Below are 26,819 nucleotides of genomic sequence, written 5' to 3' on the forward strand. Positions count from 1 at the left end.
TGCTGGGCTTTACTCCTACTACCAGTTCTATGATTGATAAAATTTTGGCTGTAGCTCTTGATTTAATCAATCCTAAACATTTAAGAAATTGGTTTGCTCATTGTTGTTACTGTACCTCATAGCAGCGCGAAGCGCTGTATACTTGACGGGTTCAATTCCCCGGTGTCATCCCCTAGAAGATACAGGGGGTGATTTTTGGCAGGATTCCCAGCAAACTCAAGTCGATTTGATTGTGGATGACCAAGCCCTATTTCTGGATACACCCGCAGGAATAGTGGTGATTTTAGGCTGCGCTCATTCAGGTGTAATTAATACCCTCAATTATATTGCCCAAATCACCGGAACCGATAAGTTTTACGCCGTAATTGGGGGAATGCACCTATTAAGGGCGAGTCGCGATCGCTGGCAAGCAACGGTGGAAACCTTGGCGAACTATAACGTTCAGCTATTAGGGGCGAATCACTGTACCGGAACCGCCGCGATCGCGTTTTTGTGGCATCATTTTCTAGGCAACTGTATAAGCTGCCATGTCGGTACTCGCTTAGGGTTTGGCACTTGAACGTTGGCACTTTTTTGCCGAGTGTGTGATGATATCGCCTGATAATCACGTCTAATTTAGAACGTCTGCCCTGTGTAAACCGAGCGAACTTCTCCATTCCGTCGAATAATCGCTTCTCCGTTGTTCACATCAACTAACATCCAGCCACTTGTGCCAATGGCTTCACCAATGTTAATCCGCTGAGTGATCCCATCAATTTCAAATAAGGCAGCAGAAAGTTGGTCTGACTCTAGCACACCCACCAGAGTATGGTTTACAGGAGGTGGGGGTGGCGGGGGTGGCGGTGCTGATGCTGTTGGCGGTGCTGATGCTGTTGGCGGTGCTGGTGCTGTAGGTGAGGTTGGAGCAACCGTTGGAGGCGGTAGTGGCGGTGTTTGGATCGTGACTTGAGGTGGTGGTGGGGTGGGTGATGGCGGATTGGCAGGAGGTGAAGGGGTTGGGGCTGGCGGAGAGGCTACCGAGGAGTTGGCGGGGGGTACAGGCGGTATCCAGGAATTTTGGGGTGGATAAACCGGATAGTAGATTCTTTCCAAAATTGTACCCGGTGGATTCGCACCTAAGTTGGTCGAAACTGGAGGATTTCCACCACCTGCGATCGCGGCTTGTTGTCTTTCTTTAGCTTTACTGTCAATCTCTTCTAGCGCCTCCAAAGCATACTCTCCAAACTCGTAATCTGCTTCTGAGGGGAGTTGGGTGTCAGCAGACGGTGAGGCGATAAAGTTGGGCAACCAGGGTGCAAACCGTTGTTTTTGAGTAATCAGTAGCAACAGTGCGGTTAGAGCCACTGAAATCAGAGCCATTACCCATAATAATTTATCCACAGACCAAGCTGAGCCTTGGCTCTTGGAACCACTACTCTTTGTTCCCTTTGTCTCTGAAACCTGGGTTTTTGGCGTTTCCTTTTTCTCTCCAGAGGGCTGTTCCACCAAGTCTTGAGTCGGTATCACAGCAGGTGGCGCGGTGATGGGGGGAATCACAATCGACTTTAAAGATACATAGTCTGGCTTAGTCGGTTCCGTCGGTAATTTGCTACTCCCTTCCAAGATGCGGTCAAGATCTGCAAATAAATCATCCATTAACTTATCCGCATCGGCTTCGGCTGACCAAGACTGGATAGCAGTGGAGGTGGTTGATGGCTTGTTTGCGTTGTCGTGAGTATTGATATCCTGAGACATAATGGCTCGCTCTTATGGCTATAGAATTCTCTATATTAAGATGCTCTAAAGCATTTCCTATCGCTTAGATTAGCAATCAAATTACCGATCTGAGAAAAAATTCTCATCTTTTTATCAAAATTCTGTACAAGTTTAAGTCCAATGGCGATATTGTGCGTCTACTTCTGTTGATTGGCTTTGGCGTTGCGTCGCCACATCTGAGGTTTGATGCGTCGCAACGCGGATGCCGGAAATCGTTGATGCCATTGGTGATCTGAAAGTGTCGCCAGTTCCGCTAACGTGGGAGCGACATTCCCAGGATAGGGTTCAAAGTCGGCTACATCTGTTGGTTGAGCAAAGCGTTGGTTCCAAGGACAAACATCCTGGCAGATATCACATCCCGCCACCCAACCCTCTAAATGGGGGGTGATGGATGAGGGGAGTTCCTCTGCTCGGTTTTCAATTGTATGATAAGCAATACAAAGATTGGCATCTACGACAAAGGGTTTAACAATTGCTCCGGTCGGACAAGCCTCCAGGCAACGGGTACAGGTTCCGCAATGCTGGGTATGGGGAGTATCTGGTGTCAGAGATAAGTTGGTTAAAATTTCCCCTAAAAATACCCAACTGCCATACTCTCGCGTAATTAGATTACCATTTTTTGCGATCCAACCAATTCCAGCACGTTCTGCCCACACTTTATCCTGCACTGGACCGGTGTCTACGTAGTAACGAGCTTGGATTCCTTCTCCTTGGGCTTGTAGCCAGTGGATCAAGGCTTTGAGTTTTTTGTGCATCACCTTATGATAATCTCGTCCCCAAGCATAACGGGATATTTTCGCGTACTCGTTTCCTTGAGGACGTTGGTGAGGGGTGTAATAGTTAAGGGCAACGGAAATAACGGATTTAACCCCTGGCATACAGGTATGGATATCTAAGCGACGCGGATTCTGCATCCAGTTCATGTCAGCATGATAGCCCTGAGCCAACCAAGTTTTCAGATGTTGAGTAGTTTCTTCGTCTTCATTCCCTTCTACCTTTGCAATACCACAGTGATGAAATCCTAGCGATCGCGCTTTTTGTTTAATTTTGTCCTTTGTCCTTTGTTCTTTGTCCTTTGTCCTTTGTCCTTTGTCCTTTGTCATCAGCACATACTTTGACCAGTTTCTCTATTATGAAAGCAATATCGTTACCAACAACCTGAAATGATTATAGAGGGCGTTACCCCAAGAAAACGGGGAGACTCAAATTCAAGTCAAGGGTAAGGTAAAAACACCGTTATTTAGGTCAGAATTAAGCTGTTAGCCTCACCTCAAGAACTTCTCAGCTTAAGACAATCAACTAATGACGAATGACGAATGACAAATGACCAATGAAGAATGACAAATGACAAATGACGAATGACAAATGACCAACTAAGCCGCCACTTGCTCCCAGGAACGAGCGAGCAACTGACGCCCCAACTCAATATCTCTAGGCGCACAAAGCCAATCGGGATGAGCTGTCATTAACAAACTCTCTAATGCTTCTTGATCAAATAAATGCCAGACAGCCGCGCCGTCAATCTTGGCTGCGATCGCGTAGCAGTTGGCGCTGATACACTGAATGGTTGAGGTGTTGGCAATTCGCCGCAGTTCCATGCGATCGCCCGCTTGAAGACTTCGGAACCGCCATAATATTTGCTTCCATTCCTTGAGTGATGACACCGTTAATCCTGGAATTGCGACCTGGATATCCGGATCACCATTGACGGTAATCCAATAGTGGCGTGATGGATCAATTCCTTCCAACCATGGAGAATCGTCATCCAATCGGTAGCGGGGAGACAAGATAAACGGCTGTTTCATCGAAAATTAGGGTTGGTAAGGGGACGAATGGAAACCTCTGTCATTTATGTATGGGGAGGAATTCGTCCCCTTACATAAATAGCAGTCCGACAGGACTTCTTTAGAAGCTATGTTGCACTAAACTTAACAGCTAACTCTTGGTTTCAGAGGCTCACCAGTCCTCGAAACAAGGGTATCCTTAAAATAAGTTCAAGTCTATCTTTAGGCTTGACTTATTTAAAATCCTATAGATTCAGACATCTATATCAAGCAAATTTAACAAAGCTTATAGATTTAATTAGGAATAGCGGTATTTTTGTAATTTATTGTAACAATTGCTGTCCTCGCAGGCATTGTACCACAAGCTTTCAGTAAATGGGGTAAAATTATCAATCATTCGTCAGCCTTAGGTAAGCTCGTCTCCATCTTCAGACAATTACGACCATTGATCTGCAAGCGATACTCAACTCTATCCATCAGCTTTTGCATAATCAGCCAACCATATCCGCTTTCCTGTTTCGCCTCTGGAGAGGGTTGATTATAGTTGGTGATGTCATACCCTTTGCCGTGATCCCAAATTTCCAAAGCAATGTCTCGCTCTTTGAGTTCCAAGCGAATCAAAATCGGTAAATTGGGTTGATCTCGATGAGCATGACGCACCACATTGGAATAGGCTTCAACTAACGCCAGTCTTAACCGACTCGATTGACGTTGCCAATCCACTGAATCTTCTAACGCTACTTCCAAACTTCCCAGTAACCAGCTTTCGACAATTGTCAAAAACTTCAAGTCACTTGGTACATGCAGCTCCGTTTTCATCAACTATAAAACCTCCATAGAGAGAATTGTTTGGTCATCTTCCTGAACATTGTTAGTCTCCTCGCGGATGCGAACTAATAAATGGGGTAGATTAAAGGGAGCTGGCTCCTGAAGCAGAAGTTGCCAAAGACCCGATGTCCCCAGCATTGAATTCGTCAAGGATTTACTATTTTTAGAATTTTGAGAATGGGTGCAGTGTTTTACGTCCTTAACCGTTGCTTCTGTAATCCCATCACTGATCAGCAGCACAACATCTCCTGAATGTAACGTCAACGTTCCAGCTTCTGCCTGCCACTCCGGAAGAATACCCAGGGGAATCCCCCGAGTTTTCAGGTAATCCGGTTCTACGGTTACAGAGGATTCCGGTGCAGATTGCTGTTGGCTCACTAAACGATGCGCCCAAACCAACGGATAAATGTGACCCGCATTTGCATAGACAAGCTGTCGCGAGGTTGGTGTATATCGCGCTAATACCATCGTGATAAAACAGTTGGTACTGAACAGATCATCCGACATAATACTGTTCAGGTTTCGCATCACTACCTCCGGTTCTGGAGAGATTTCTTGAGCCAATTCTCGGCGCAAGATAGAAATCGCACTTGCCATAAATAAAGCCGCAGGCACTCCCTTTCCCGACACATCACCAACGGCTAGCCAAACATCGCCTTGAGGATGCACGTAGACTTCAAAAAAATCACCGCCAACTTCTCGTGCGGGGTAGCAGTGAGCTTGAACTCTGACCCCTTCCACCTCAGGTAAACTTTGGCGCAACAAATTATTTTGAATCTGGCGAGCTACCTCCAATTCAGCCCGCATCTGTTCGGCTTGTAACTGAGTGCGTTGGTAGAGTTTTGCCTGAGAAATGGCTAAGGCTGCCTGTTCAGCAACAGCTTCAATGAGTTTAATGTCCTCTGACATCCAAGGCTGATCACACTGTTGCTTATAAAGCGATAACACTCCCAATAGCTGTTGTTGCCAAATCAGAGGAACAACCAGATGCACCGAATGATTACCATCACTGAGCTGTTGAATAAGCTGAGTTTTCCAGTTTTCCAGCACATTTTGCACAATCGGTTCAACATCAGGTAACGATTCAGAATCTTTTGTTGACTCAGCTTGGTAAGAAAATGAGTCTGAAATCAGGTGATTACCATCCACAGGTTGCAGGATACAACTCGTCGTCTCGAAGGTTTGACCAATCGTGGTGACAACGGTTTGCAACATACTGCTATAGTCTAGTGACTCGCGAATGGCTGTTGTCACAACATTAAAGAGTTCTTCGCGGCGTAACGCGCGGCTCAGTTCATTGGTTCGTTGTTTGAGGACTCGGTACGTATCGGCTGCTTGTTGAACGATGACTTTCAGACTTTCCGGATTCCAGGGTTTGGTAATATATTTAAAGACTTTGCCAGAGTTAATGGCTTCTACTAAATCTTCAACATCTGTGTACCCCGTTAAGAGAATGCGAATCGTATCTGGAAAGCGAGCAACGGTTTTTCCCAACAATTCTGTACCATTCATCAGGGGCATTCGTTGATCAGAGATAATGATCGCCATTTCTCCGTGTTCATCCAAAATGCTCAGAGCGCTCATCGCCCCATCCGCTTTATAAACCCGAAACTCTCGTCGGAACGTTCTATATAATAAATCTAAATTGTCAGGCTCATCGTCCACTATCAATAATTTGAGTTTATCTGCCTGACTCATTCTGTGTACTCCGGTTTCTGCTTGAGTTAGAAACAATAAGTTAAGGGGGTTAATTTTTGTTCGTCTTTTAACCTCAAAGCTAGCTGAGGATAGCTGAAAATTATCCTTTTCTCTTTTGGTATATGGCAAATTACCATATTGATTAATTTATTTTTGCTAATAAAACCTATCATCATACCATATCTATTTTTTCAGAGGAATTAATCAGCCGTTTATTTTACCAAGAGCCTGCGCTCTGCACCAAGTCAGCTATGGAGATTGCCTTTTTTCCCTAGCTTAACCTTCTTCTGGGACAATGTGGTTGCTACTCAGATTATAGTTTCCCGTCCCAGAGCTGGGATGCAGGGGGAGCAATGTTCCTTTCCGTGCCATGGCACTATGGTGAGCTGGAGGGTACTACTGGGTGTGGGGTGTGGGGTGTCGGGTGTAACGCGAATAGTCAAACCCGCCCCTACACATTGGTCAGGGCGGGTTTTGAATAAACGTTATCATCAATAACCAAACGAAAGTCCCTAAACCCGCCCCTACAGACGTGCCTTTTTAATTACCGAGTTACTCCCTGTACGACTGGACGAATGGCAGAACCGTCAAACAGTCCTGGGTTTCCATTCCAATTAAAATCATTAATTCGTAAGCTAATCGAACCTAACTCCTGAACTGGATTGTAGCGTAGGAGAATACTGTACGTGCGACGGCTATACTCCAAGAATAAATCCGTACTGATTTCCTCACCCGTGTCCAAATTGTAAGATGTCTGAAAACCAGCCAGAAACGGACCATAGATTTGTTGGGTGATTCCAGCAGAAAGAACGACTCGATCTGCCACTCGGTCAAACCGAAAGGGGGATAAGTTACCGCGTGCAACCTGTGTGTAGCTGAGGTTAAATCGAGTGTAGTCGAGATAGGGTTGGGAAAAATGCCCAAGCTGACCGACAAGCCCAATCGTACCACTGAGGGATTTCTGGGTATCGCCACTACTATAGGCACTAGCCACCCCTGTGGCAACTCCCCGCAGTGCCAAGAACGGAACCACAGGTCTTGACGTATATCGTAATCCTTCGGTGGGGGTTAAGGGCAAAGCCTCACCTCGCCAGAGTGTGAAACTTCGGCTCAACGAGGCACTGGCTTGATAGCGTGTTAAGTCGATGCGGTTATTCTCTCGTGGAGGGGGAGGTAGCAAGTCTTGTCTGTCTGTCGTGGCGTTAATTGCCTGAATCCCTGCTTGATAGGTGAGATTGATGCCTGTGTCTCCTAAACGAATCACCGGGGATGTGATTACCGCTCCCAGACTCTGCTGCACAGTTTGAAAGCCCAAGGAACCGTTAAAGAGGCGATCGCGAAAGCTATATTCTAGATTCAAGCGATGGGGTAAATCTCGACCAACAACCTGTTGGAGTCGTACACTGGCTCTGAGTTCTTCTTCAAAATCATCAGGATCAAGGCTGGTGAAGGTGGCTGAAGCCCGTAGGGTGGTTCGGGGGGTGAAGGTGGCATCCAGTTGGGCTTTGAGTCCAAAGGACGAGGGGTCTAAAAGCCCATTGTTATCCTCTTTGTCTGAGGTATTGGGATTATTTTCACCAAAGATGGCTCTCTGGAGAAAGTATTGAGGGGTGACTTTAAATCGCACGCTTGGAGTATTGACAATATTAAACGATCGCTCGATAAATAGACCGCCCCGATCATCATCATCAAAGCCAAACTGGATTAAACCGGGTTCTCGTTCCCGACGATCAATCACTACCCGATTCCGAAATGTGGGTACTGATAACCCTTGGTCAAATACCAGTCGTGGGCGAGTGGCAACGATTTCATCCACTAAGGGCGAAATCCGGCGAAATCGAGCTGTTTGTGCTCGTAATTCTAGTTCGGGTGGGGAAAAGGGGTCATTGGTGATCCGCACATTTTGGGCGATTGCTTCTGAACCTTCAAAGTCAATGCGATCGGCTTCATAGCGGAATCGGTTGATTGTTCCTACAGCCTGTGGCGCACCGGAAACGACATTCGAGAAATTTCCGGTTGTTGTGGTGCCAAAGCTGCCACCAATAAAGAAGGAGTAAAAGCCGGGATTGGTTATGTCTTGAAGGGGTTGATTGCTGAGAACGCGATCGCTAATTGGTCGTTGTTCTTGGGGCGCATTGGGATCAGCCGGAGAGGGCAAGATTGTCAGATCAGTACCGGATGTCGGCACATATAATTCTCCACCGGCATCAAAAATCACACCGCTATCCTGGACAAAGGAATACTCAAAGCGTTGACCTCGTAAAACCTGATTTCCTCGGGTCAACACCACATTATCCTCAGCCACCAAAATCCGATTTGGTAGGTTAACTTGGACGCGATCCGCTTCCAGCAAAGCGCCGCGAAACCGCAACAGGACATCCCCTTGGGCGGTAATTACCTGTCGTTGTTGATCATATTCCTGTTGATCGGCGGTTACTTCCAGCACCCCTGTGATCGGACCGGGAGCCGCAGGTTCAGTGTCTTCTGAGGCGGAAGCATCAGGGGTTGGCTGGGAGGTTTGCGATCGCGGCTGTCGCTGATGAAGATCCGGCGCCGGCACTATCTTTGGGTCAGGTAACGCTGGAATATCGGATGATGGGCTTGTAAATTCAAATTCTCTGATCTCTCCTCCCCGCTCTTGAGTGATGATACGTTCGATAGTTGAGAGTTCCAAGGTTACACCCGAAAAACCTACCGGGTTCGCATTCGTTGTCTCAGAGGTTAAGTTCGTGCTGAAAGCATCGGAATCAATCCCTTCTGCCCTCTGCCTTCTGCCTTCTGGCTTATAACTCTCTTCTGCTTTTCTTTGGTCATTAGTCCTTGGTTGTTGACCTATAGTCAATGACGGATTTAGCGTAGTTGAGATCGAGTCAGACTGGGCATTTGCCGTTTGACTCGTGCAGCATGGTAGCAAATCCTTAGCTGTTCCCATCTCTTCTGCTAACCTGCTCTCAGACTCGCCATGGCACGTCTCTACATTCCTCCTCTGCTCGCCTGCTGGTTCGCAGGTGGTTAGGGACTTTTGCTGAGGTGAATTAACCGCATTTATTGAACGGTGAGCAGGTATCTTATCCTGTCCGTCTAAAAAGTCCTCACCTCCTTTTACCTCATTTCCTTGAAGCCTCTGACTGGGAGCCTCTGCATTGTTTCCACCTAAGGGTAAGGATTCCACAGGACTGGATATCAAGGATTGCGGCGTGCGATCGCGGGAGTCTCCAGTATGACTTAACGGTAAATCCTCATCCGCTACACTTGTCCTGGCATCTCTGCTCTGTGACACCTCGGTTCCTTGGTTCTCTCGGGCAGAATTCGGTAGTCCCAACTGGGCAGCCTGTGAGGGTGTTATCTGATCAGAAAATTCCGGCGGTAACGTTTCGGGTGGGGTTGGTGTCGCTAATCCCTTTGGCGTTTGCTGGGGAAGGCGAGTCGGTACTGAACTCAGAGGTGAGGACGAAAGGGGAGCAACAGCGTCCTCAGTCGTTAACGATTGAATAATGGCAGGAGTTTCAGGCGGCTGAACGGGTTGGGGCATTTTTCAACAATAACGGTCGAAGGAACAAATCCGAAGCGTATCCCCTTACCGCGCCTAATCACAGCGGGGCGAGGTACGCCTCGCCCCTTTGAAAAACTCAGGGATGAAGCAAAGTATAATTTACTCCAAATCCCGTCGCTTGGGGTTACGAGCCGGATCGTTTGACAGGAAGCCAAACACGAATAAGGCAACGAAAATACTAACAACGATATAGACCACAATCTTGAGTGTCAGCATCTTGAATATCTCCCAGAGGTATGAATCATCGAATTGGCGATTGTGTTGCGTTTTGCAACAACTTTTCTAATCATACCCAATGCTGGTCTCCATGTTGACTGGCACAGTCTACTGACGTTCAGGATGAAGGTACTGTAGGCTCAACCACGTTTTATCTCTAGGTTCATATACACATCCGACTTTTTTAGTCAAGCGTGAGTTCCATGACTGATAGCCTTGTTGTCGTCATCAAATGTTAGAGTAAAAGGAATAGGCTAGAACTCTAGCCACAAACCGCGAAAACCAAGCGGCAAAAACTTTCATTCTGCCTTGGAAGGGCGGCTGCGCGGGTTCTCCCTGAGAGGAGATAAAGGTTGGATTCCAACCAGAGACGCGCTCGTAAGACCAATATGCTTTCGGGTATAGCGGCTTCGGTGAATGAGACGCGAAGCCTACACCATAGCGTCAGCGGGCGTGTAGGTAGTTCACAAGTCTCATCCTTTGTGTAAAAGTATGTACACAATGTTATCCGTGTAAGACTTGGAATTTTGTCGCTTTATGCAGCCTATTCGCACTTTTAACGTTTCTCCCGCTTTGCCAGAAGCCCTGGAACCCTTACGCAAGCTGGCATATAACCTGCATTGGGACTGGAATGTGGAAACAAAAGACTTGTTCCGACGCCTAGACCGTAAGCTCTGGGAATCCACTCGCCATAATCCCGTTTTGATGTTGGGGATGATTAGCCAAGCCCGTCTGGAAGAAGTAGCTGAAGATGATGGGTTTCTGGCACAAATGGAACGGGCATCTCGACAGTTAAACGACTACCTCAAGGAACGGACATGGTATCGTAAACATCATGGCAACAGCGATGAAAAGGAATGCTATGCCTACTTCTGTGCCGAGTATGGGTTAGTCGATTGCCTGCCCATATATTCCGGTGGTTTGGGTGTTCTGGCTGGCGATCATCTCAAATCTGCCTCTGACCTTGGTTTGCCTTTAGTGGCAGTCGGTTTACTTTATCAAGAAGGATACTGCGCCCAATACCTGAATGCAGATGGTTGGCAACAAGAGCGCTATCCGATTAATGACTTTTACAATATGCCGCTGCACTTAGAGCGGAATGCTGATGGTTCAGAAGTGCGGGTTGCCGTCGAATATCCAGGTCGTACTGTTTATGCTCGCGTCTGGCGTGTGCAAGTGGGAACGGTTCCCTTGTATCTGCTTGATACCAACATTGAACCAAATAATCCCTACGACCAAGATATCACCGATAGACTTTATGGGGGTGATCTGGATATGCGGATTCACCAAGAGATGATGTTAGGGATTGGTGGAATTAGAGCCTTAAAAGCCTTGGGATACAAGGTCAACGTTTATCACCTCAACGAAGGTCACTCCGCGTTTTTAATTCTGGAACGCATCCGTCGATATATGGAGGAAGAAGGGTTAAGCTTTGCCGAAGCCAAACAATTGGCTCAGTCTACCCAACTATTCACCACCCATACGCCTGTCTCAGCGGGATTTGACCTATTTCCTCCCGATAAGGCAATGTACTATGTGGGTCATTATGCGAATATCTTTGGCTTGTCCCGGGAAGAATTTCTGGGGTTGGGACGCGAAGATACGGGGAATTTGGCATCTCCTTTCAGCATGGCAGCCTTAGCCATTAAAACCTCTAGTTTTATTAATGGCGTCAGCCGATTGCATGGGGACGTGTCGCGGAAGATGTTCCATGGATTGTGGTCTGATCTGCCTCTCGATGAAGTCCCGATTACCTCAATTACCAATGGAGTTCATGCTCGCAGTGTGGTGGCAAAGGCAAACCAGGAACTCTATGACCGCTATTTGGGTCCAAACTGGTCAAGCCGCAAAGCAGAAGATCCCCTGTGGGATCGGGTGGCTTCGATTCCGGATGAGGAGTTGTGGCGCAATCACCAAGCTTGTCGTTCTCAAATGGTTATGTCTGTACGGGAACGCTTACAATACCATTTACGCGATCGCGGCGCTACCTCTGCTGAAATTGATCGGGCGCGTGAGGTTCTAGATCCCAGCATTTTGACCATCGGTTTTGCCCGTCGGTTTGCCACATATAAGCGGGCAAACTTATTCATGCGGGATCTGGATCGGATCAAGAAAATTATCCAAGGCAATAAAGAACGAAAAGTTCAGTTTGTCATTTCCGGTAAAGCTCACCCCAAAGACATGCCAGGGAAAGATTTAATCCGCGACATTATCCATACAATTCGGGAAGCCGGATTGGAGAATTCTGTCGTTTTTGTTCCCAACTATGACATTCACATCGCCCGATTGATGGTATCGGGGTGTGATATTTGGTTAAACACTCCCCGTCGCCCCCGTGAAGCATCCGGAACCTCTGGAATGAAGGGGTCTATGAATGGTCTGATGAATGTCAGTATCCTTGATGGATGGTGGGACGAAGCCGATTACGTGCGAACCGGGTGGCCCATCGGTCATGGGGAAGAATACGATAATCCTGAGTACGAAGACGAGATAGAAGCCAATGCCCTTTATGAGCTAATGGAAAAGGAAATTGTCCCCCTATTCTACAATCGCGATAATGAAGGATTACCGCGTGGCTGGATTGCCAAGATGAAAGATGCAATCCGGCTTAATTGTCCTACCTTTAATACTGCTCGTATGCTGCGAGATTATGCGATGCTGGGTTATTTCCCAGCCAGCGAACGCTACAAGGCAATGACGAGCGAAGGTTATCAACCGGTCAAAGCACTTGCTCAGTGGAAGCAACACTTATTTGAACAGTGGTACAACATTAAAGTTGAAGACATTGACATTGCGGCTGCCAAGGATCTGATGGTCAATCAAACGGTTGCGGTGAAAAGCCGTATCAACTTAGCGGGACTAACTGCTGATGATGTACAAATCGAACTCTACCAAGGTTCAGTCAATGCCAATGGGCAAATTGTTAATGGTGTATCAGTCGTGATGGATTACCAGGGAACTGACGAACACAATATCAGTATTTATACGGCTGATATCAGTTACAGTGCCAGCGGTTTACAGGGTTTGTCTCTGCGGGTATTTCCCAAACACAAACACCTTTCGAGTCTCTATGAACCGGGCTTAGTCCTCTGGGCTTCTTAGTCTGAGAGATGGGGGGAGTCGGGGCGGGTTTAGCCACTTATGGGTGCAACCGAAAAGATAGTAGTTAAACCCGCCCCTACAGAGGCGCCAGATACCGTGAAAAGTAAGGTTAGCTCCCTCTGCTGTTGTTATACGAGGAGAACTTCAGGTTTCAACAAACAAGGAAATTATCTTGTCCTTCCGATATCTAAAATTCTCCAAGTAATTACAGCACTGACGATGCCAATCAATACGCTCAAGCCAAAGGTTAAACTGAAATTTACCCAATGGTTTAGTGCGGGTGTCGGTTGATTAGTAGGGACTGGTAAAATACTCTTGACAATCCCTTCTGCTTGTTCAGTCAGGGCAGACGCAGCCAGCGATGCAGTACTAATTCCCACACTCGCGATCGCGACGGTTTGATTCAGGGTGCGTTCATTCTTGGTTTTCTCAATTTCGATAATTCCCACAATAGTTTTGATAAAATTTTCTAGGGGTTTTAATCCGGCGCTGAGGGCTTGGTAGTCGGTTTGTACGTGGCTGAGATACTTCTCTGTGGCAAACTCGCCAAATCGTTCTAGGAAGGTGAGGTCGCCGTTGGGGTCGAGTTGCGCGATCGCGTCTACTCGCTTGATGTAGTTTTGAGTGTTTATTTCTAGATTCGAGGCTTGTTCTTGCAGATAACCTAAACTGGTTTCGTAGTAATGGGATATCGACAAAGCATGGGCTAAGTCTTGTTGTAATTCATCCAGATTTAGGGGAGAAGCATGAAGGCGTTTGGGTAGGGAATCAACCAGTTTTTGGATAACCCGCGAGAAATCCTTCAATGTTCTTTTCAGTTGACGGCTTTGTTCATAACTCCACAGTATTTTATTGCGGTAGTGAAACAGAGGAATTAAATCGAGGTAGAGTCTGCCAATAATATCTTTCAGTTCTGCGTCGGTTTTATCATAGGGAAACAAGCAGATCAAAATATAGTGATTACGGTTTAAGCCATCGGGAATAATATCGATTTGTCCGAGTTCAAAGCAAGTAGCGCCTTGAAACTTTCCCTGTCCTTGATAGTCCCGTTGCCATTTGGCTTGGGGAAGCAGTTGTAAAGCGTTGTAGCAATCTTGGGCTGTTGCTTTTGGGTCTTGATTGGCTGTGGCTAGTTTACCCCAAACCAGCCAGTTTTGCCCCATCTCACCAGGAATTTTATGGGTGTGTTCAAGGATAATGTCTTTAATTTCTCCCAGTTTTTCCTCTAGGGAGAGTTGTTCCCAATCCGGTTCATTTTCTTTTCCCGAACAGTCGATTTGCAGGGCGTAAGTATCGCCAATTTTCACCGGGTAATAATAGCCGTCGAGGGGGTATTTAAATCGCTCAATTTTTTCCGCACCCAGGAGTTCGATATAGCTGGAGAAGAGTATTTCAGCATCTTGGAGTTCGGCGAGTTTTTTATCGCTGAGGCTATCCTGATAAATGCGCTGCCAAAAACGGCGGCGATTTTCCTGAATTTCCTCATTATTCTGTCCCAATCCGTCTGCTAAATCATAGAGGAATAAATCGACAGTGGGATAAATCAGTTGGGGAGACGAGTTCATATAACGTTATCAATTATAAAATCATTGTCGGGGCTGTAGGGGCGCACTGACGTGCGCCCTGTGCTGACTGAGGTGCGCCCTACTCAATGTACTGCGTCAGGCTGTAAAATCCTATAGGAAATAAAATTGATTTTTGATTAATCATATTCTATACTTGTTCTTAGCCGAATTGACCGGGTTAGGATCAGAAAGAATTTGAGCAGTTTGCTCAATTTGGGTTCGATCTAATTTAGATTCAATTGTTGCTATAGTACATTCCATCTGGACAATAAAGTCCTGGATATCTCTGGTGATATTAGGCGTTTCTCGATTATTATCGTCGTCAGTGTTATCAGCCGGAATAAATTTTAACCCTATCTTTTCTTGTGCTGCTGTATCGGTTAACAAGAGACGGGCAGATTCATAAGGTATCTTCAAGGCAGGAATGCTAATTGCCAAATCGTGCAATTCTCCAATCCGGGTTTCCAGGGATTGGGCAATATATGCCAGTTTTTCTTTAATTGTATCAGAGAGGGGCGATCGCTGTTGGCAGAGGGCAGCAAGAAAGGCTTTGAGAATCAGAACATCGGCGTCTTTCATCATAGACTCTTGAGTCGGAGCATATAATACTACTTTATTCTAGTTCCTCCCTTTTTAAGGGGGGCTAGGGGGGATCTCTTATAACGATATTATTGCAGTAGGTTTAGGTGTCTAACAGCCTTATAAAAGGCTAAAGCCCTTACTACAAACGACGATGAACGACGAACCTAATCTTTAATACCAGATATCGTAAACGCCGCCCAGTAATACGGATGACAATAAGGTGGATCATTATTTTCCATTCTATCCAATAAATCGCGCTGGTCTTGCAAAATAAGCTGAAGGGATTTGTGTTGGACAAGTTGAGGAATTACCTGATCTAACCACTCAAATAATTGCTCACAACTTGCTGTTTTTAGCCAGCGTTGAGCCAATTTCAATGCCATTGGTGGCAATTGTCCCGCCTCAAGGTGCTGGTAAAATTTGACAATTAATAAAGCGCTAGCCGCTGATTCTACTGTCCACAGGGGACTGATCACATAAGTTACCCCAGCTTTCAGAAAGGCGCTGACTAATCCCACATATTCATCAGTAATCGTTTCGTCGCCAGTCATCGCGGTTTCACAAGCACAAAGACAAGCTAGATAGTAGTCTCTTAAATCCCGATGGATAATATCAGTTAATGTTAGTTGGTCAGTATCGTCGAGGAATAAACAAGATTGAGCCGGATTACCAGGATTATAGGCTCCATGTCCGGTAAAGTGGAAGACATGATGGGGAGTTTGTAGAGATTGGCAGAGGGATTCACGAGTCGCGTTTGGGTTGGCGATTAGCGTAACTTGGGAGAATCGCTGACGAATTAATGCTGCTTCAACTTCAGCGAAGGGTAAATCGGATAAGGGTGTGGCTTTTCCCTGAATGAATGGTCTACTTTTAGGATTTTCTACCAGTAATAAAGAATGGAGTGGGGGACAATTATCCGGAGTGTCATTAATCGGGAATTTTCCGCCATCGTCCCTATTTTCCTCATCCTCCAAAATCAACCGCAACTTAGAATAAGCACTAGGGAGATAGGTACAGGTATAATTCGGGAAAAAATAGTGCAGGGGGAAGCGGTGCAAGTCGCGGTGGGGAATCAGGATAAGATTTTCAATCGGCTGATTTTGCAGGTGTTCAATAATACCAGAGATATTCAGAATCGCCCGGAGTTCCTGGAAACTCTCCACCATTTGAAGACGCCAAGGATGTTGTTTTTTCTCGGTTCCGTTGACTGTCTCCTTTGAACTCCCATACGCCTGATAACGTTGATTCCATTCGGTTAACCATTTTTCCCAAGCCAGAACGTGCTGTAACGATTCAGAACGCTGGTCATTTAACTCTATAAACCCTCTGCGTTCCTCTGCGTTTTCCTCTGCGTTCCTCTGCGTTAAAACAACCTGCAACGCATCAGGTACTATCACAAATGTCGTTAACGCACTCGGACTCAAATGCCAATAAATCGCCGCCGTCGTTGGCGTTAAAAGACGTTGAATCTGGCGGTAATCCAGTTCCGGAACCTGCTCATATCCTAAGAACCAACGCAAACAGGTATTTTTTCCGGTTTCAGCGAGGGTTAAAGCACCAGAAATATCTCCCGACTGAATCGCTAAATCGACGGTTAATTGATTAAATAGGGCAGATTTGAGTGCCAGTTGTTGTTTTTGCGGTGTGGTTCGTTTTGGGTCAGCTAATAGGCGCTGTAATAGGTCAGCACCCCGACGCTGTAATTCTTGCGCTTCCTCAATTTCTCCTAAGTTTAGTAACACCCGAATCAAATCTTGCATAACTTCGAGATGCAATTCTTCAAATTCAGGCGGTTTTAGGGTTTGCAGGGCGGTTTTGTAGCTGGTTTCTGCCTTGCGCCAGAAGGAATAAGGTTTAGCAGATTGTCGCCCTTGCCGATAATGTTCTATGCCAATGTGGTGATGCAAAACTCCCCAGCCTTCCGGATGAGTATCGCGACGAATGGCTTTATCAAGTGGGGTTTGATAGCTGGCGATTGCTCCCTCATAACCGCGTAAATTCAGTTGAGGATTAGTTAGGGAAGGGTGATTGAGGGAATCTTGAGCAATCTTGGCGATAACGTCCTCAGAGAGAGGTTTTTGGATGAAGTCAATTAATGTCTGGGAGGGCGGTTGCTGGATTAATTGGCTGAGTTTGGGTGAAGGCGGTTGTTCAAGTTGGGCAATAACTTTGGGTGAATCAGCAAAAGTTTCTTTGAGTAAGGCAATGCTGGAGTGGAGAGAGGCTTGGAATAGAGCAAGATGTCGTTCTCGATTCGTGTTTTGCAGGGTAGGGATTAAGATATCAGGGGTCTTGTTACGTTCTAAGCGAAAGCAGTCGGTAAAGTTTTGTTGCAAATAGAATTCATAACCGAATGATTTCATTGCTGCAACCCCCCGGTTGACCCAGGCTTGGTAGAGGTGAGGTTGGAGAGAAATTGCCTGGTCATAACTTGTCAGTGCTTCTTCATATCTTCCTAACTCATCTAGCAACAGACCCCGGTTGAGCCAAGCTCGATAGAGGTGAGGTTGGAGAGAAATTGCCTAGTCATAACTTGCCAGCGCCTCTTCATGTTGTCTTAACTTCTCCAGCACAACGCCCCAGCTGACCCAGACTTGGTAGTTGTCAGATTGGAGAGAAATTGCCTGGTCATAACTTGCCAGTGCTTCTTCATATCGTCCTAACTCATCCAGTATATTGCCTCGTTCGCCCCAGGCTTGGTAGTTGTCAGGTTGGAGAGAGATTACTTGGTCATAACTTGCTAGCGCCTCTTCATGTCTTCCTAACTTCTCCAGCACATGACCTCGATTACCCCAGACTTGGTAGTCATCAGGTTGGAGAGAGATTGCCTGGTCATAACTTGCCAGTGCTTCTTCATTTTGTCCTAACTTACTAAGCACACCGCCCCGTTTTGCCCAGACTTGGTAGTCATCAGGTTGGAGAGAGATTGCCTGGTCATAATTTGCCAGTGCTTCTTCATTTCTTCCTAACTCACCAAGCGCAACACCCCGGTTGACCCAGGCTTTGTAGTAATCAGGTTGGAGAGAGATTGCCTGGTCATAATTTTCCAGTGCTTCTTCATTTCGTCCTAACTCACTAAGTACAATTCCTCGGTGGTTCCAGGCTATGTAGTCATCAGGTTGGAGAGAGATTACTTGGTCATAACTTGCTAGCGCTTCTTCATATCTTCCTAATTCATCTAGCAAAAGACCCCGGTTGCCCCAGGCTTGGTAGTCATCAGGTTGGAGAGAGATGACCTGGTCATAACTTGTCAGTGCTTCTTCATTTCTTCCTAACTCACTAAGCATAGCAGCCCGGTTGTTCCAGGTTTGGGAGTCATCAGGTTGGAGAGATATTGCTTGGTCAAATTTTGCCAATGCCTCTTCATATCTTCCTAACTCATACAAGGTGACGCCCTGGTTAAACCAAAACTCTGCATCTGAAACTGTAGAAGAATTACTTACAGGAACCGACGTTTGATTATATCCAGAACCATTTAAACCAGCCAATAGCTGATTCAATTTTTCCACCTCACTCAAACTCGCCCCTTGCTCATTCCCCCCAGATATTGCCGATTCAGTTATCACAGAACCATCCGGTTCCGGCACAACCAACAACCCCTCTGCCAATTCCCGCGCCACCCGTGCCAATTCCCCAGTTGCCCCCTCTGCCAACCGCCTCAATCGCCGCGCCAACTCCTGATGCACCTCTGGCTGTGCCAACCAGCGCTGACCAAATTCCTCTAACCACGCCGCCAGCCGTTGCTGATTCACATTCCGATTAATCAAGAACGCCTGCAACTGTCCCCAAGTTTTCCCCTGCGCCACTTCTGCCAATAGCGCAAAAACCACATTCTCGTAATCCAAATCACTAGGTTGAGTCGGTGGAGGTGGAGGCGGTGGCGGTTGGCGCACAAACCAGCGTTTCATCCAACGCCAGACTTTAGCGAGTAACTTGAACATGGGATTGAGGGCTGACTTTTCACGGTATCTGACGCCTCTGTAGGGGCGCAAGGCTTGCGCCCGGTTTAACCCTGAGCGAAGTCGAAGGGTTAAACGTCAAATCTATTCCACAATTTTAGCTGTGTCAGTCCAGTATATTGTGGTCAAGATTAATTTAAAGATAATCCAGTGTTTAGTATCCTGGCAAAGGTGCGTTACGCTACGCTAACGCACCCTACAATTTTACAATGCTAATCCACCAATTAAGGTGTGCTACGCCGCCATCGTGGACTCTTGCGAAGTCGAAACCCACCAGCATACCAGTCAGTGACATTCGCTCTAAGATTGAGGTGACAAGGTACTTAAATCCTCTAACACTTTGGTCACAGACTGATATCGATCCATAAAATAGTAGCGCACCATTTTTTCTAATATCTGAGCTAACTCGTCACTCACATTTGCCAAATGACGCCAGCTAATTTCGCCTGTCTCTGAATCCAAAACTAACTGGTGAGGAGGAATACCTGTCAACGCTTGAATGCCAATCACGCCAACCGCATAAATATCGCTGCTCAGAGTCGGGTGTCCAGCGTATTGTTCTGACGGTGCATAGCCACGAGTACCAACCGCCACCGTATTATGTTCTTGCGTATCATGTTCCTGATCCAGTTTTTGTTGAGGTTGAATCTGTTTAACTGCCCCAAAATCAATTAACACCAATTGACCATCGGTTTGGCGACGAATAATGTTACTGGGTTTGATATCCCGGTGAATAACATTATGTTCATGGATAAACACCATAATTTCTAACAGACCTTTGATTAACTTAACCACTTGCTCTTCTGGCACGCGCTTATCTACAGGTAACTCGTCGCTGAGTGAATCTCCTTTAATGTATTCTTCGACAAGATAGAATTCCCGACTTTCTTCAAAATATGCCAGCAACTGGGGAATGTGAGGATGTCTGCCCAACTTTTCTAAGATTTCTGCTTCTGTATGGAAGAGGCGTCTGGCAATGGCGAGAAATCGTTCATCGCGACGGGCTGGTTTTAAATGCTTGACCACACACTTGGGTTTGCCCGGTCTGTGGCTATCTTCAGCTAAATAGGTGAGACCAAATCCCCCAGAACCTAGAACCCGATTAATCTTATAGCGTCCGGCTAAAAGGTTGGGATTGTCAGATGGTTTAACCGTTGGCGCGGGTTGGCTCACAGCTGCATCAGGTGTCCAAATTGCCGTTTCTCCATCCCCATCCTGCTGCGATGGGGCAATAGCCGTTTCTTCACTTAGGGTTACCTCTTGCTGTTCTGCAATCAGAGTCTGATCGTCATCTTCATCCTCCTGAGTGGTTGGAGCAAAGCTGGTTCTATCTTGTAATAAACCCTGAAGGGCAATGAGATTATTTTCCTGTTCTTGGAGTAGATGGGCAAAATGGGCGCGTTCTTGCTGATTTTGGTAGGCGCTATAAGCCAAGACCCCTGTAGATGACATCACCAATCCCAAGGCTGGTATCATCACCGGTATCCAACCTGCCTCCAGAAACACGATCAAGGATATACTGCCCAAAAGACCAATCGCTACTGTCTCAGCCAGCAGCAGTTGCCGGATATTGTGGGTGATGGATATCAGGATAGCGCCCGTCAATGACCAAAACCCGATCCAGACCACTTCTCCCCACTCAGGTATAAACCAAAACAGCTTGCGTCCATTGAGAACGGTACTGAGCAGTTGACTGACAATTTGACCATGAACAACTACTCCCGGCATTTTTTGCAGAACTTCCCCTTCGGAACTGTAGGGTGTGTAGAACAGATCATTTTCTGCCGGATCAGAAATCCCAATCAGGACGATGCGGTCTTTGACTAAGCTTGGATCAAGACGATCTTCGAGAACGTCTGTCAGGGTCACACTATCGGCGAGTTTGTCCGCAGAGCGGTAATTCAATAAAAGTTGATAGCCACCCGCATCCGCCTTTTGATACCCTCCTGACTTGGGCTTTAGGGGTTTGAAAACCACATCTCCCCATTTGAGATACTCTTGTTCGTCTTGGGTAATCGTTTGTGGTTCAATTCCTTTTTGTTCGAGGTAGTACCGGGCTAACTGAAAGCTAAAAGAAAGGCGGGTGCTGCAACCTTTAGGAATTTCGGCATTGTGAAACAACAACGCCCGACGCACAACACCCCCTTCATCAATGGCTAAATCCGCAAAGCCAACCTGCTCCTGAGGCACAGCTTTCGGTGGGGGAGTCCCTCGCTTGGTTTCGTTCCCTAGCCGACAAATAGGGATGAGATTATCGCTGTTGTTAAAGAGTTGGGTTAATTCAGCGTTACCCGGAGGTATGGGAATATCCCGATACATATCCAAACCAACCACCGTCGGTTGATACTGCTGTAGCTTTTGCAGTAGCTGCGTCATCAGCGCATCAGTCATGGGCCACTGCTCTAGGGATTCAATATCCTGCTCCGTCACCTCAACCACCAACAGGCGTGGGTCAGGAGGTAAACTCGGTCGCAACTGCATCAACCGATCATAAGCATAAAGCTCCAATGGCTCCAAAAGCGCTAACTGGCGAGTCCCCAGCAACACACCTGTAACCGCCAAACTGGTTAGCAAGGCTGGATTTTTCCAGGTCAAACTACCAATGCGTTTAAGACGCGACCACCAGGCAGAGAGCTTTGACCCTTCGCCACCCTCGTAGGGAACCTGATTTTGAGATAACTCCCCACTAGTCTCTTTCACGTATCTGATTACTCACAACTAACACCTTAACGCTAGCAAGAATTTCCCTGAACTGTAGCCAACATCAACATAGAATTCAGTAGACACTGGTCTCTATTATGACTCAAGGTAGGTTGAACAATAATTCTCTGATTAGCGATAAATAAGTAGGGTGAGCAATGCCCATCCTACCCAAAAGAGTCCTCATTCTTGGGGTGCTAGTTGCTTGAATTACTTTTCAGTCATTGTGTAAGCCCCATCCCAGTCATCCGGTGGTGGTTCTTGGAGAAAATGTTGACACCGCTTCAGGTGTAATGCAACTGCTTTATCATTTTTGTCAAATTCTTCCAGGATAATGCCAAATTCACCCATCGCCCGGGTAAACTTCCGGTTGAGATAATGCTCCCGTCCTTTGTGGTAATGTTCAATAATTTCCTCTTTTTCGGCAGAAAGGGGATCAGAACGCAATCCCACCAGTTCGTAAATTCTGACAGGCTTATTCTTGCCTTTAACCCGAATGCAATCGAGTTCCCGATACCAAATCCTATCCTGGCAGGGAGCAAAGGTATATTCGCTAATAATAATGTCACAGCCATATTGCTTACTGGCACCTTCTAGGCGGGAGCCTAAGTTGACACCATCGCCAATGGCGGTGAACTCCATCCGCTTACTCGAACCAATATTGCCGCTAATTACACTGTCCGAGTTAATCCCAATCCCAATTCGGATTTCTTCTTTATTCTGTGACAGACGATTAGCATTAAAATCTGCCAATCGGTGGCGCATGTCCACAGCCGTTTGTACCGCTCTCCAGGCGTGATCGGGTAGGGGTAAGGGCGAACCAAATACCGCCATAATTGCATCGCCGATATATTTATCGAGAGTACCTTTCTGCTTGAAAATTGCCTCGACCATCGATTCAAAATACTCATTCAGCATTCCCACCACTTCTTCCGCTTGGAGTTTTTCGGTCAAAGTGGTGTAGCTACGAATATCAGAAAACAGCACCGAAACTTCTTTGCGATCGCCTCCCATCTTGGCATCACCCAGTTTCAGCAGTTCTTCTGCCAACTCCTGAGTCATGTACCGATACATTGTACTCTTGAGGCGCTTCTCATCACTGATGTCGTCCATCACCACCAACGCCCCATACACATTGGTCAGATCGCTAGTATCGGCAATGGAGTTAATCGACAAATGCACGCTATGCTCTTCATTGCTCGGCGTTAGCAACGTCTGATCGGGGTAGTACTGATTGCGGTCTTTCTCGCTTTTGGCATCTAAGCCATTCTGTAGTAATTGAGCAAAGCTGGCAAGGCTACCCTCTTTCTCTTTAATTTTGATCAATTCGGAAACTGATCGCCCTTCGATAGTATCTCCCTTACTAAAGCCCAACAGTTTCTTGGCACTTTCATTCGCCGCGATAACTTTACCGGCTTTGTCTGTAGAAATTACACCATTGGTCAGACTCCGCAGGATATCCCTCTGCATTTGCTCCTGCTGTTTAACCGTGGCAAACAGCTTCGCATTTTGCAGCGCCACACCCGCTTGGATATTAAAGGCTTCCATAAAAGCGACATCGCTTTGATCGAAACTCGCCTTCCAGCATTCGGGTGCGTCTTGTTCCTCTTTATCGGGATTTGGTTCGTAAGCCGGAAACTCTCCCTTCTTCTTCTTATTCACCAATTGGGTAACACCAATTAACTCGCCATCGGCGTTATAGACAGGCATACACAGCAAGCTACAGGTGCGATACCCCGTATTGCGATCGGTGTTTCTTGATGTCTCTGAATCCGGATGATTGTAAAGATCAAACGGGATATTGAGAATTTCACCCGTTAGCCCGACTCGACCTGCAAAACCCGCTCCAATTGGAACCCGCAGTTCTTTCATCGAGCCGCCAGACTGAGTAATCTTCGTCCACAAATCATTGCGTTCGTGATCAATCAACCACAAGGTCGAGCGATCCGCATTCATCAGCTCCTTAGCTTCCTCCATCACCCGCTTGAGCGTTTCTTCCAAGTCTAAACTGCTCTTACTCAGGGATTCAGTCGCCTTCATCAGAGCATTAGCCGCTCGCTGTTGCTGAGTTGCCAGGTAAAATGACTTGGACGACTCCAGAATCAGGCGGATGGAGGGGGCAAATTCTTCAAAAAGTTTCTGATCGGTTTCGCTAAAACCCTGTTTATCAATTTTTTCTTCTAAGGGTAAATCATCCTCAGGCTCATGATCCGGTTTTAGCTTATTCAGCAGCTGAACCACCGCCACTAGGTCTCCCTTCTCATTGAGCAAGGGCAGCGTCAACATCGTATACGTCCGGTATCCGGTTGTCTTATAGAGTTTTTTCGACCCTTCTGATCGCGGATCATCGAAGAAATCGTAGGGATTATTGACAACTTTTTTAAACGTTGCCACTTCCCCAGCAATTCCCTGATCAGCGGGAATCCGCAGTTCTATGGTTTTTCCATTTTCACCTTCGGCGACGATCGAAAATAATTCATTTTTATTTTCATCCAGTAAAAATATCGTTGTCCGGTCTGCACCCAAAAGCTCTGCTGTCTTCAAGGTGATGGCATTGAGCATTTCCTGAAGAATTGTCTCAAACCCTTGGCTGTCGAGGAGCATGGACAGGGTTTGATGAACAACTTCGAGTTTCTTTTCCACCCCCGTGACAACTTCTTTAAAGCTGTCTTGAGTCAGGGGCGCAAGAAACGCCGTAAATGTTCCATTCGTGGTCGCTAGGGCACCAGCAGAGGCAGGTTGATGTGCCGGCGCTCTTTGGTCGTCAGTATAGATTGGCGTTATATCAACGGTATCTCCATTGTGATCCGCAGACCTGGGTGAAAATGCAGCTGTCATATTTCTCGTTAGGGTCAGAGAACATTCCTGGCATACGAATAAGATTACTCTATCAGTTAAAGTTTTACCACTCAGGTTTATTTTATTGGAAAGATGAGGGAGCAGGGGGAGCAGGGGGAGCAGGGGGAGCAGGGGGAGCAGGGGGAGCAGGGGGAGCAGGGGGAGCTGAGGACAGTCATGGTAGAAATGTACCATGGTGTATCTGTGTGTAGGGGCGGGTTTAGGGACTAATATTGATGGTTTTCCTTAGCTTGGCTGCAAAACCCGCCCTGACCAAATGACAAATGACAAATGACGAATGACAAATGACAAATGACAAATGACAAATGACCATCTCCATCAATTCTGACGCCAATGACGGGCTTGGGTCAGGAGGGAATCGGCAAACGTCATGGCTTCCTGACCCGATTGTCCACCAGCTAGCTGGGCTATTTCTTCCTGGCGGTGAGAATGATGATCCAGGCGACTGACGCGAATAACGGTACGCAGGTCAATCTCAGAAATTCCCTGATCAACGAGCGTGTTTGTCTGGTTAGTTTCGGGTAAGAGGGTTTGATCGATCACCTGTTTATCGACGCGGAAATGCCGATCTGCCATGGCGGCGATGATGGGTTGGTGAGTCACACACAACACTTGATTTTGCTGGCTCAGGTGATGAAGTCGTTCCGCGATCGCACTGGCTACCCGCCCCGATACCCCAGCGTCAATTTCATCAAAAATTAAGGTCAAGCCTTGGTCGCCACTATTCGACAAACAGGCTTTCAATGCCAGTAAAAAACGGCTCATTTCCCCCCCCGATGCCGTTGCTGCTAACGGTTGTAGCGGTTCCCCTGGGTTGGGAGATAAATAAAACGTGACTTGATCCGCACCGGTCACTATCGGCGCGATCGGCGTAATCGCCACCTGAAATTGTACCTTGGACATGGCTAGAGGCTTCAGTTGTTCCACCAGACGCTGTTCCAGTTCCTCCGCTGCGACTCGACGTAACTGGGTGAGTTGAGTACAGCTTTCTGTTAAGGTTTCCTGACATTGGTGGTAAATTTTTTCCAACTCATCCAACGATTGACCGTTACCCCTAAGTTCAGCCAATTCTGAGGCAAGTTTTTCGTAATGCGCGATCGCATCGGCTAAAGTGGGTCCATATTTCCGGCAAATTTGTTTAAGCGCTTGGATGCGTTCTTCAACCTCTTGCAGGCGTTCGGGATCAGTTTCCAGTCCATCCCCATACGCATTAATTTGATGAGAAGCTTCTACCACCTGGGCTAAAGCACCACTGACCAATTCTAGGATCGGTTGTAACTGGGTGTCGTATTGCGCCATATCACTCAACGTGGTTTCGGCTTCCCCTAATAAATCGGCGCAGGCAAATGCACCGCTGTCATTTTGGTAAAGCGACTGATAAACCTGATAACTGTGCTGTTGGAGTTCCACGACATGAGTTAACCGTTGACTTTCTTGCTCAAGTTCCATCAGTTCATCAGGATCAGCCAGATCCGCAGCACTCAGTTCCTGAATTTGATACTCTAGCCAATCGAGGCGTTGTAGGCGTTGCTGTTCCGACTGACGGCGCTTTTGCAAGGCTTGTAAAGCGTCCTGAGATGCCAGATAAGCGGTAGCGACTTGCTCAAGTTGCTTTTTAATCGGGAAACCGCCGTAAAAGTCAAGCAGTCGCCGCTGGCGAGTTGAGGCAAAAAGCTGTACTGTTTGACCTTGGGCGGTAATTTCCACCAAGTGATCGCGTAATTGTTCCATCAAGGGACGATTCACCAAAATCCCATTAATTCGCGATCGCGATCGCAGGGAGTTCTGTTTAGCCGTAATCTCTCGACTACAGACCAAATCCGCTTCATCAAGTAAATCAATTTCCTGTTCACTCAACCAAGCCATCAACGTCCCATCGATGCGAAACGTCGCCTCAACCAGCGCCCGTTTTTCCCCGGTGCGAATCAAACGATGGGTGACTTTTCCTCCCAACGCGACATCAATGGCATCCAGAATAATTGACTTACCAGCACCCGTTTCGCCCGTCAAAACATTTAGACCCGCCGCAAATTCCAATTCCAGTTGGTCGATTAAGGCAAAATTTTGAATCCGTAACGACAGCAACATAACATTTTCATCCAATAGTTAGGGAAAGCGGTTAAAAGACGAAATAAGTCATACGTTATAAGTGGATACTACCGTGCAGATCGAGCCAACCTTGTCGCTTAACCATGAGTCCTGATCAGGATAAACTGAA

16 protein-coding genes are annotated in these 26,819 nt (G+C 46.8%); 2 read left to right on the forward strand and 14 right to left on the reverse strand.

The features are described from left to right. Positions 1-142 precede the first annotated feature (142 nt). The gene (locus tag RIG27_RS11245; RefSeq protein ID WP_446345156.1) at positions 143-559 is read left to right on the forward strand and encodes an MBL fold metallo-hydrolase; all 417 of its coding nucleotides are present in this window, start codon (positions 143-145) and stop codon (positions 557-559) included. A gap of 56 nt (positions 560-615) precedes the next feature. Here the strand turns inward: RIG27_RS11245 and RIG27_RS11250 are convergent, their stop codons facing one another. From RIG27_RS11250 to RIG27_RS11280, 7 genes are all read right to left on the reverse strand, one after another. After that, positions 616-1,734 (reverse strand): hypothetical protein, encoded by a 1,119-nt coding sequence (locus RIG27_RS11250; RefSeq protein ID WP_446345158.1) that lies wholly within the window; start codon positions 1,732-1,734, stop codon positions 616-618. Between the two features lie 158 nt (positions 1,735-1,892). After that, complete coding sequence (queG, locus tag RIG27_RS11255; protein ID WP_446345160.1) at positions 1,893-2,858, reverse strand: tRNA epoxyqueuosine(34) reductase QueG; 966 nt, start codon at positions 2,856-2,858, stop codon at positions 1,893-1,895. 270 nt (positions 2,859-3,128) lie between these two features. Beyond that, on the reverse strand, positions 3,129-3,560 hold the full coding sequence (locus RIG27_RS11260) for a hypothetical protein (protein WP_446345162.1): 432 nt from the start codon (positions 3,558-3,560) through the stop codon (positions 3,129-3,131). A 372-nt stretch (positions 3,561-3,932) separates the two neighbouring features. Further along, positions 3,933-4,358 (reverse strand): ATP-binding protein, encoded by a 426-nt coding sequence (locus RIG27_RS11265; RefSeq protein WP_446344722.1) that lies wholly within the window; start codon positions 4,356-4,358, stop codon positions 3,933-3,935. A gap of 3 nt (positions 4,359-4,361) precedes the next feature. Beyond that, entirely contained in the window at positions 4,362-6,065 is a 1,704-nt protein-coding gene (locus tag RIG27_RS11270; RefSeq protein ID WP_446345164.1) for a SpoIIE family protein phosphatase, read from the reverse strand. Positions 6,066-6,609: 544 nt separating this feature from the next. Beyond that, positions 6,610-9,597 (reverse strand): DUF3769 domain-containing protein, encoded by a 2,988-nt coding sequence (locus RIG27_RS11275; RefSeq protein ID WP_446345166.1) that lies wholly within the window; start codon positions 9,595-9,597, stop codon positions 6,610-6,612. Positions 9,598-9,717: 120 nt separating this feature from the next. Then, positions 9,718-9,834, reverse strand: coding sequence for a photosystem II reaction center protein I (locus tag RIG27_RS11280; RefSeq protein WP_006099131.1), 117 nt, complete (start codon positions 9,832-9,834; stop codon positions 9,718-9,720). A gap of 537 nt (positions 9,835-10,371) precedes the next feature. On the opposite strand from RIG27_RS11280, the gene glgP reads away from it, so the two are divergent. Continuing rightward, positions 10,372-12,936, forward strand: coding sequence for an alpha-glucan family phosphorylase (gene glgP / locus RIG27_RS11285; RefSeq protein ID WP_446345168.1), 2,565 nt, complete (start codon positions 10,372-10,374; stop codon positions 12,934-12,936). Between the two features lie 167 nt (positions 12,937-13,103). On the opposite strand, the gene RIG27_RS11290 is transcribed toward glgP, so the two are convergent. From RIG27_RS11290 to recN, 7 genes are all read right to left on the reverse strand, one after another. Then, positions 13,104-14,501 carry a hypothetical protein gene (locus tag RIG27_RS11290; protein ID WP_446344713.1) on the reverse strand — a complete coding sequence of 466 codons (1,398 nt, stop codon included), beginning with the start codon at positions 14,499-14,501 and terminating at the stop codon, positions 13,104-13,106. Between the two features lie 141 nt (positions 14,502-14,642). Next, entirely contained in the window at positions 14,643-15,083 is a 441-nt protein-coding gene (locus RIG27_RS11295) for a hypothetical protein (RefSeq protein WP_446345170.1), read from the reverse strand. Between the two features lie 164 nt (positions 15,084-15,247). Next, complete coding sequence (locus tag RIG27_RS11300; RefSeq protein WP_446345188.1) at positions 15,248-17,602, reverse strand: CHAT domain-containing protein; 2,355 nt, start codon at positions 17,600-17,602, stop codon at positions 15,248-15,250. 3 nt (positions 17,603-17,605) lie between these two features. Next, positions 17,606-19,024 (reverse strand): tetratricopeptide repeat protein, encoded by a 1,419-nt coding sequence (locus RIG27_RS11305; protein WP_446345172.1) that lies wholly within the window; start codon positions 19,022-19,024, stop codon positions 17,606-17,608. A gap of 318 nt (positions 19,025-19,342) precedes the next feature. After that, positions 19,343-21,742: a CHASE2 domain-containing protein gene (locus tag RIG27_RS11310; protein ID WP_446345174.1), complete on the reverse strand. Its 2,400-nt coding sequence runs from the start codon at positions 21,740-21,742 to the stop codon at positions 19,343-19,345. Positions 21,743-21,952: 210 nt separating this feature from the next. Then, positions 21,953-24,580 carry a GAF domain-containing protein gene (locus tag RIG27_RS11315; protein WP_446345176.1) on the reverse strand — a complete coding sequence of 876 codons (2,628 nt, stop codon included), beginning with the start codon at positions 24,578-24,580 and terminating at the stop codon, positions 21,953-21,955. Positions 24,581-24,919: 339 nt separating this feature from the next. Beyond that, positions 24,920-26,689: a DNA repair protein RecN gene (recN, locus tag RIG27_RS11320; protein WP_446345178.1), complete on the reverse strand. Its 1,770-nt coding sequence runs from the start codon at positions 26,687-26,689 to the stop codon at positions 24,920-24,922. Between the last annotated feature and the right edge of the window lie 130 nt (positions 26,690-26,819).

Origin of the sequence: Coleofasciculus sp. F4-SAH-05 (assembly GCF_040222985.1) — a bacterium.
In the GTDB taxonomy this organism is placed as follows: Bacteria; Cyanobacteriota; Cyanobacteriia; order Cyanobacteriales; family Coleofasciculaceae; genus Coleofasciculus; species Coleofasciculus chthonoplastes.

Excerpts from the sequence above, each read along its gene's own strand:
- RIG27_RS11270 (WP_446345164.1), bottom strand. The coding sequence starts at position 6,065 with ATGAGTCAGGCAGATAAACTCAAATTATTGATAGTGGACGATGAGCCT.
- RIG27_RS11305 (WP_446345172.1), bottom strand. The coding sequence starts at position 19,024 with ATGTTCAAGTTACTCGCTAAAGTCTGGCGTTGGATGAAACGCTGGTTT.
- recN (WP_446345178.1), bottom strand. The coding sequence starts at position 26,689 with ATGTTGCTGTCGTTACGGATTCAAAATTTTGCCTTAATCGACCAACTG.
- RIG27_RS11295 (WP_446345170.1), bottom strand. The coding sequence starts at position 15,083 with ATGATGAAAGACGCCGATGTTCTGATTCTCAAAGCCTTTCTTGCTGCC.
- glgP (WP_446345168.1), top strand. The coding sequence starts at position 10,372 with ATGCAGCCTATTCGCACTTTTAACGTTTCTCCCGCTTTGCCAGAAGCC.
- RIG27_RS11315 (WP_446345176.1), bottom strand. The coding sequence starts at position 24,580 with ATGACAGCTGCATTTTCACCCAGGTCTGCGGATCACAATGGAGATACC.
- RIG27_RS11260 (WP_446345162.1), bottom strand. The coding sequence starts at position 3,560 with ATGAAACAGCCGTTTATCTTGTCTCCCCGCTACCGATTGGATGACGAT.
- RIG27_RS11250 (WP_446345158.1), bottom strand. The coding sequence starts at position 1,734 with ATGTCTCAGGATATCAATACTCACGACAACGCAAACAAGCCATCAACC.
- RIG27_RS11280 (WP_006099131.1), bottom strand. The coding sequence starts at position 9,834 with ATGCTGACACTCAAGATTGTGGTCTATATCGTTGTTAGTATTTTCGTT.
- queG (WP_446345160.1), bottom strand. The coding sequence starts at position 2,858 with ATGACAAAGGACAAAGGACAAAGGACAAAGGACAAAGAACAAAGGACA.
- RIG27_RS11265 (WP_446344722.1), bottom strand. The coding sequence starts at position 4,358 with ATGAAAACGGAGCTGCATGTACCAAGTGACTTGAAGTTTTTGACAATT.
- RIG27_RS11275 (WP_446345166.1), bottom strand. The coding sequence starts at position 9,597 with ATGCCCCAACCCGTTCAGCCGCCTGAAACTCCTGCCATTATTCAATCG.
- RIG27_RS11290 (WP_446344713.1), bottom strand. The coding sequence starts at position 14,501 with ATGAACTCGTCTCCCCAACTGATTTATCCCACTGTCGATTTATTCCTC.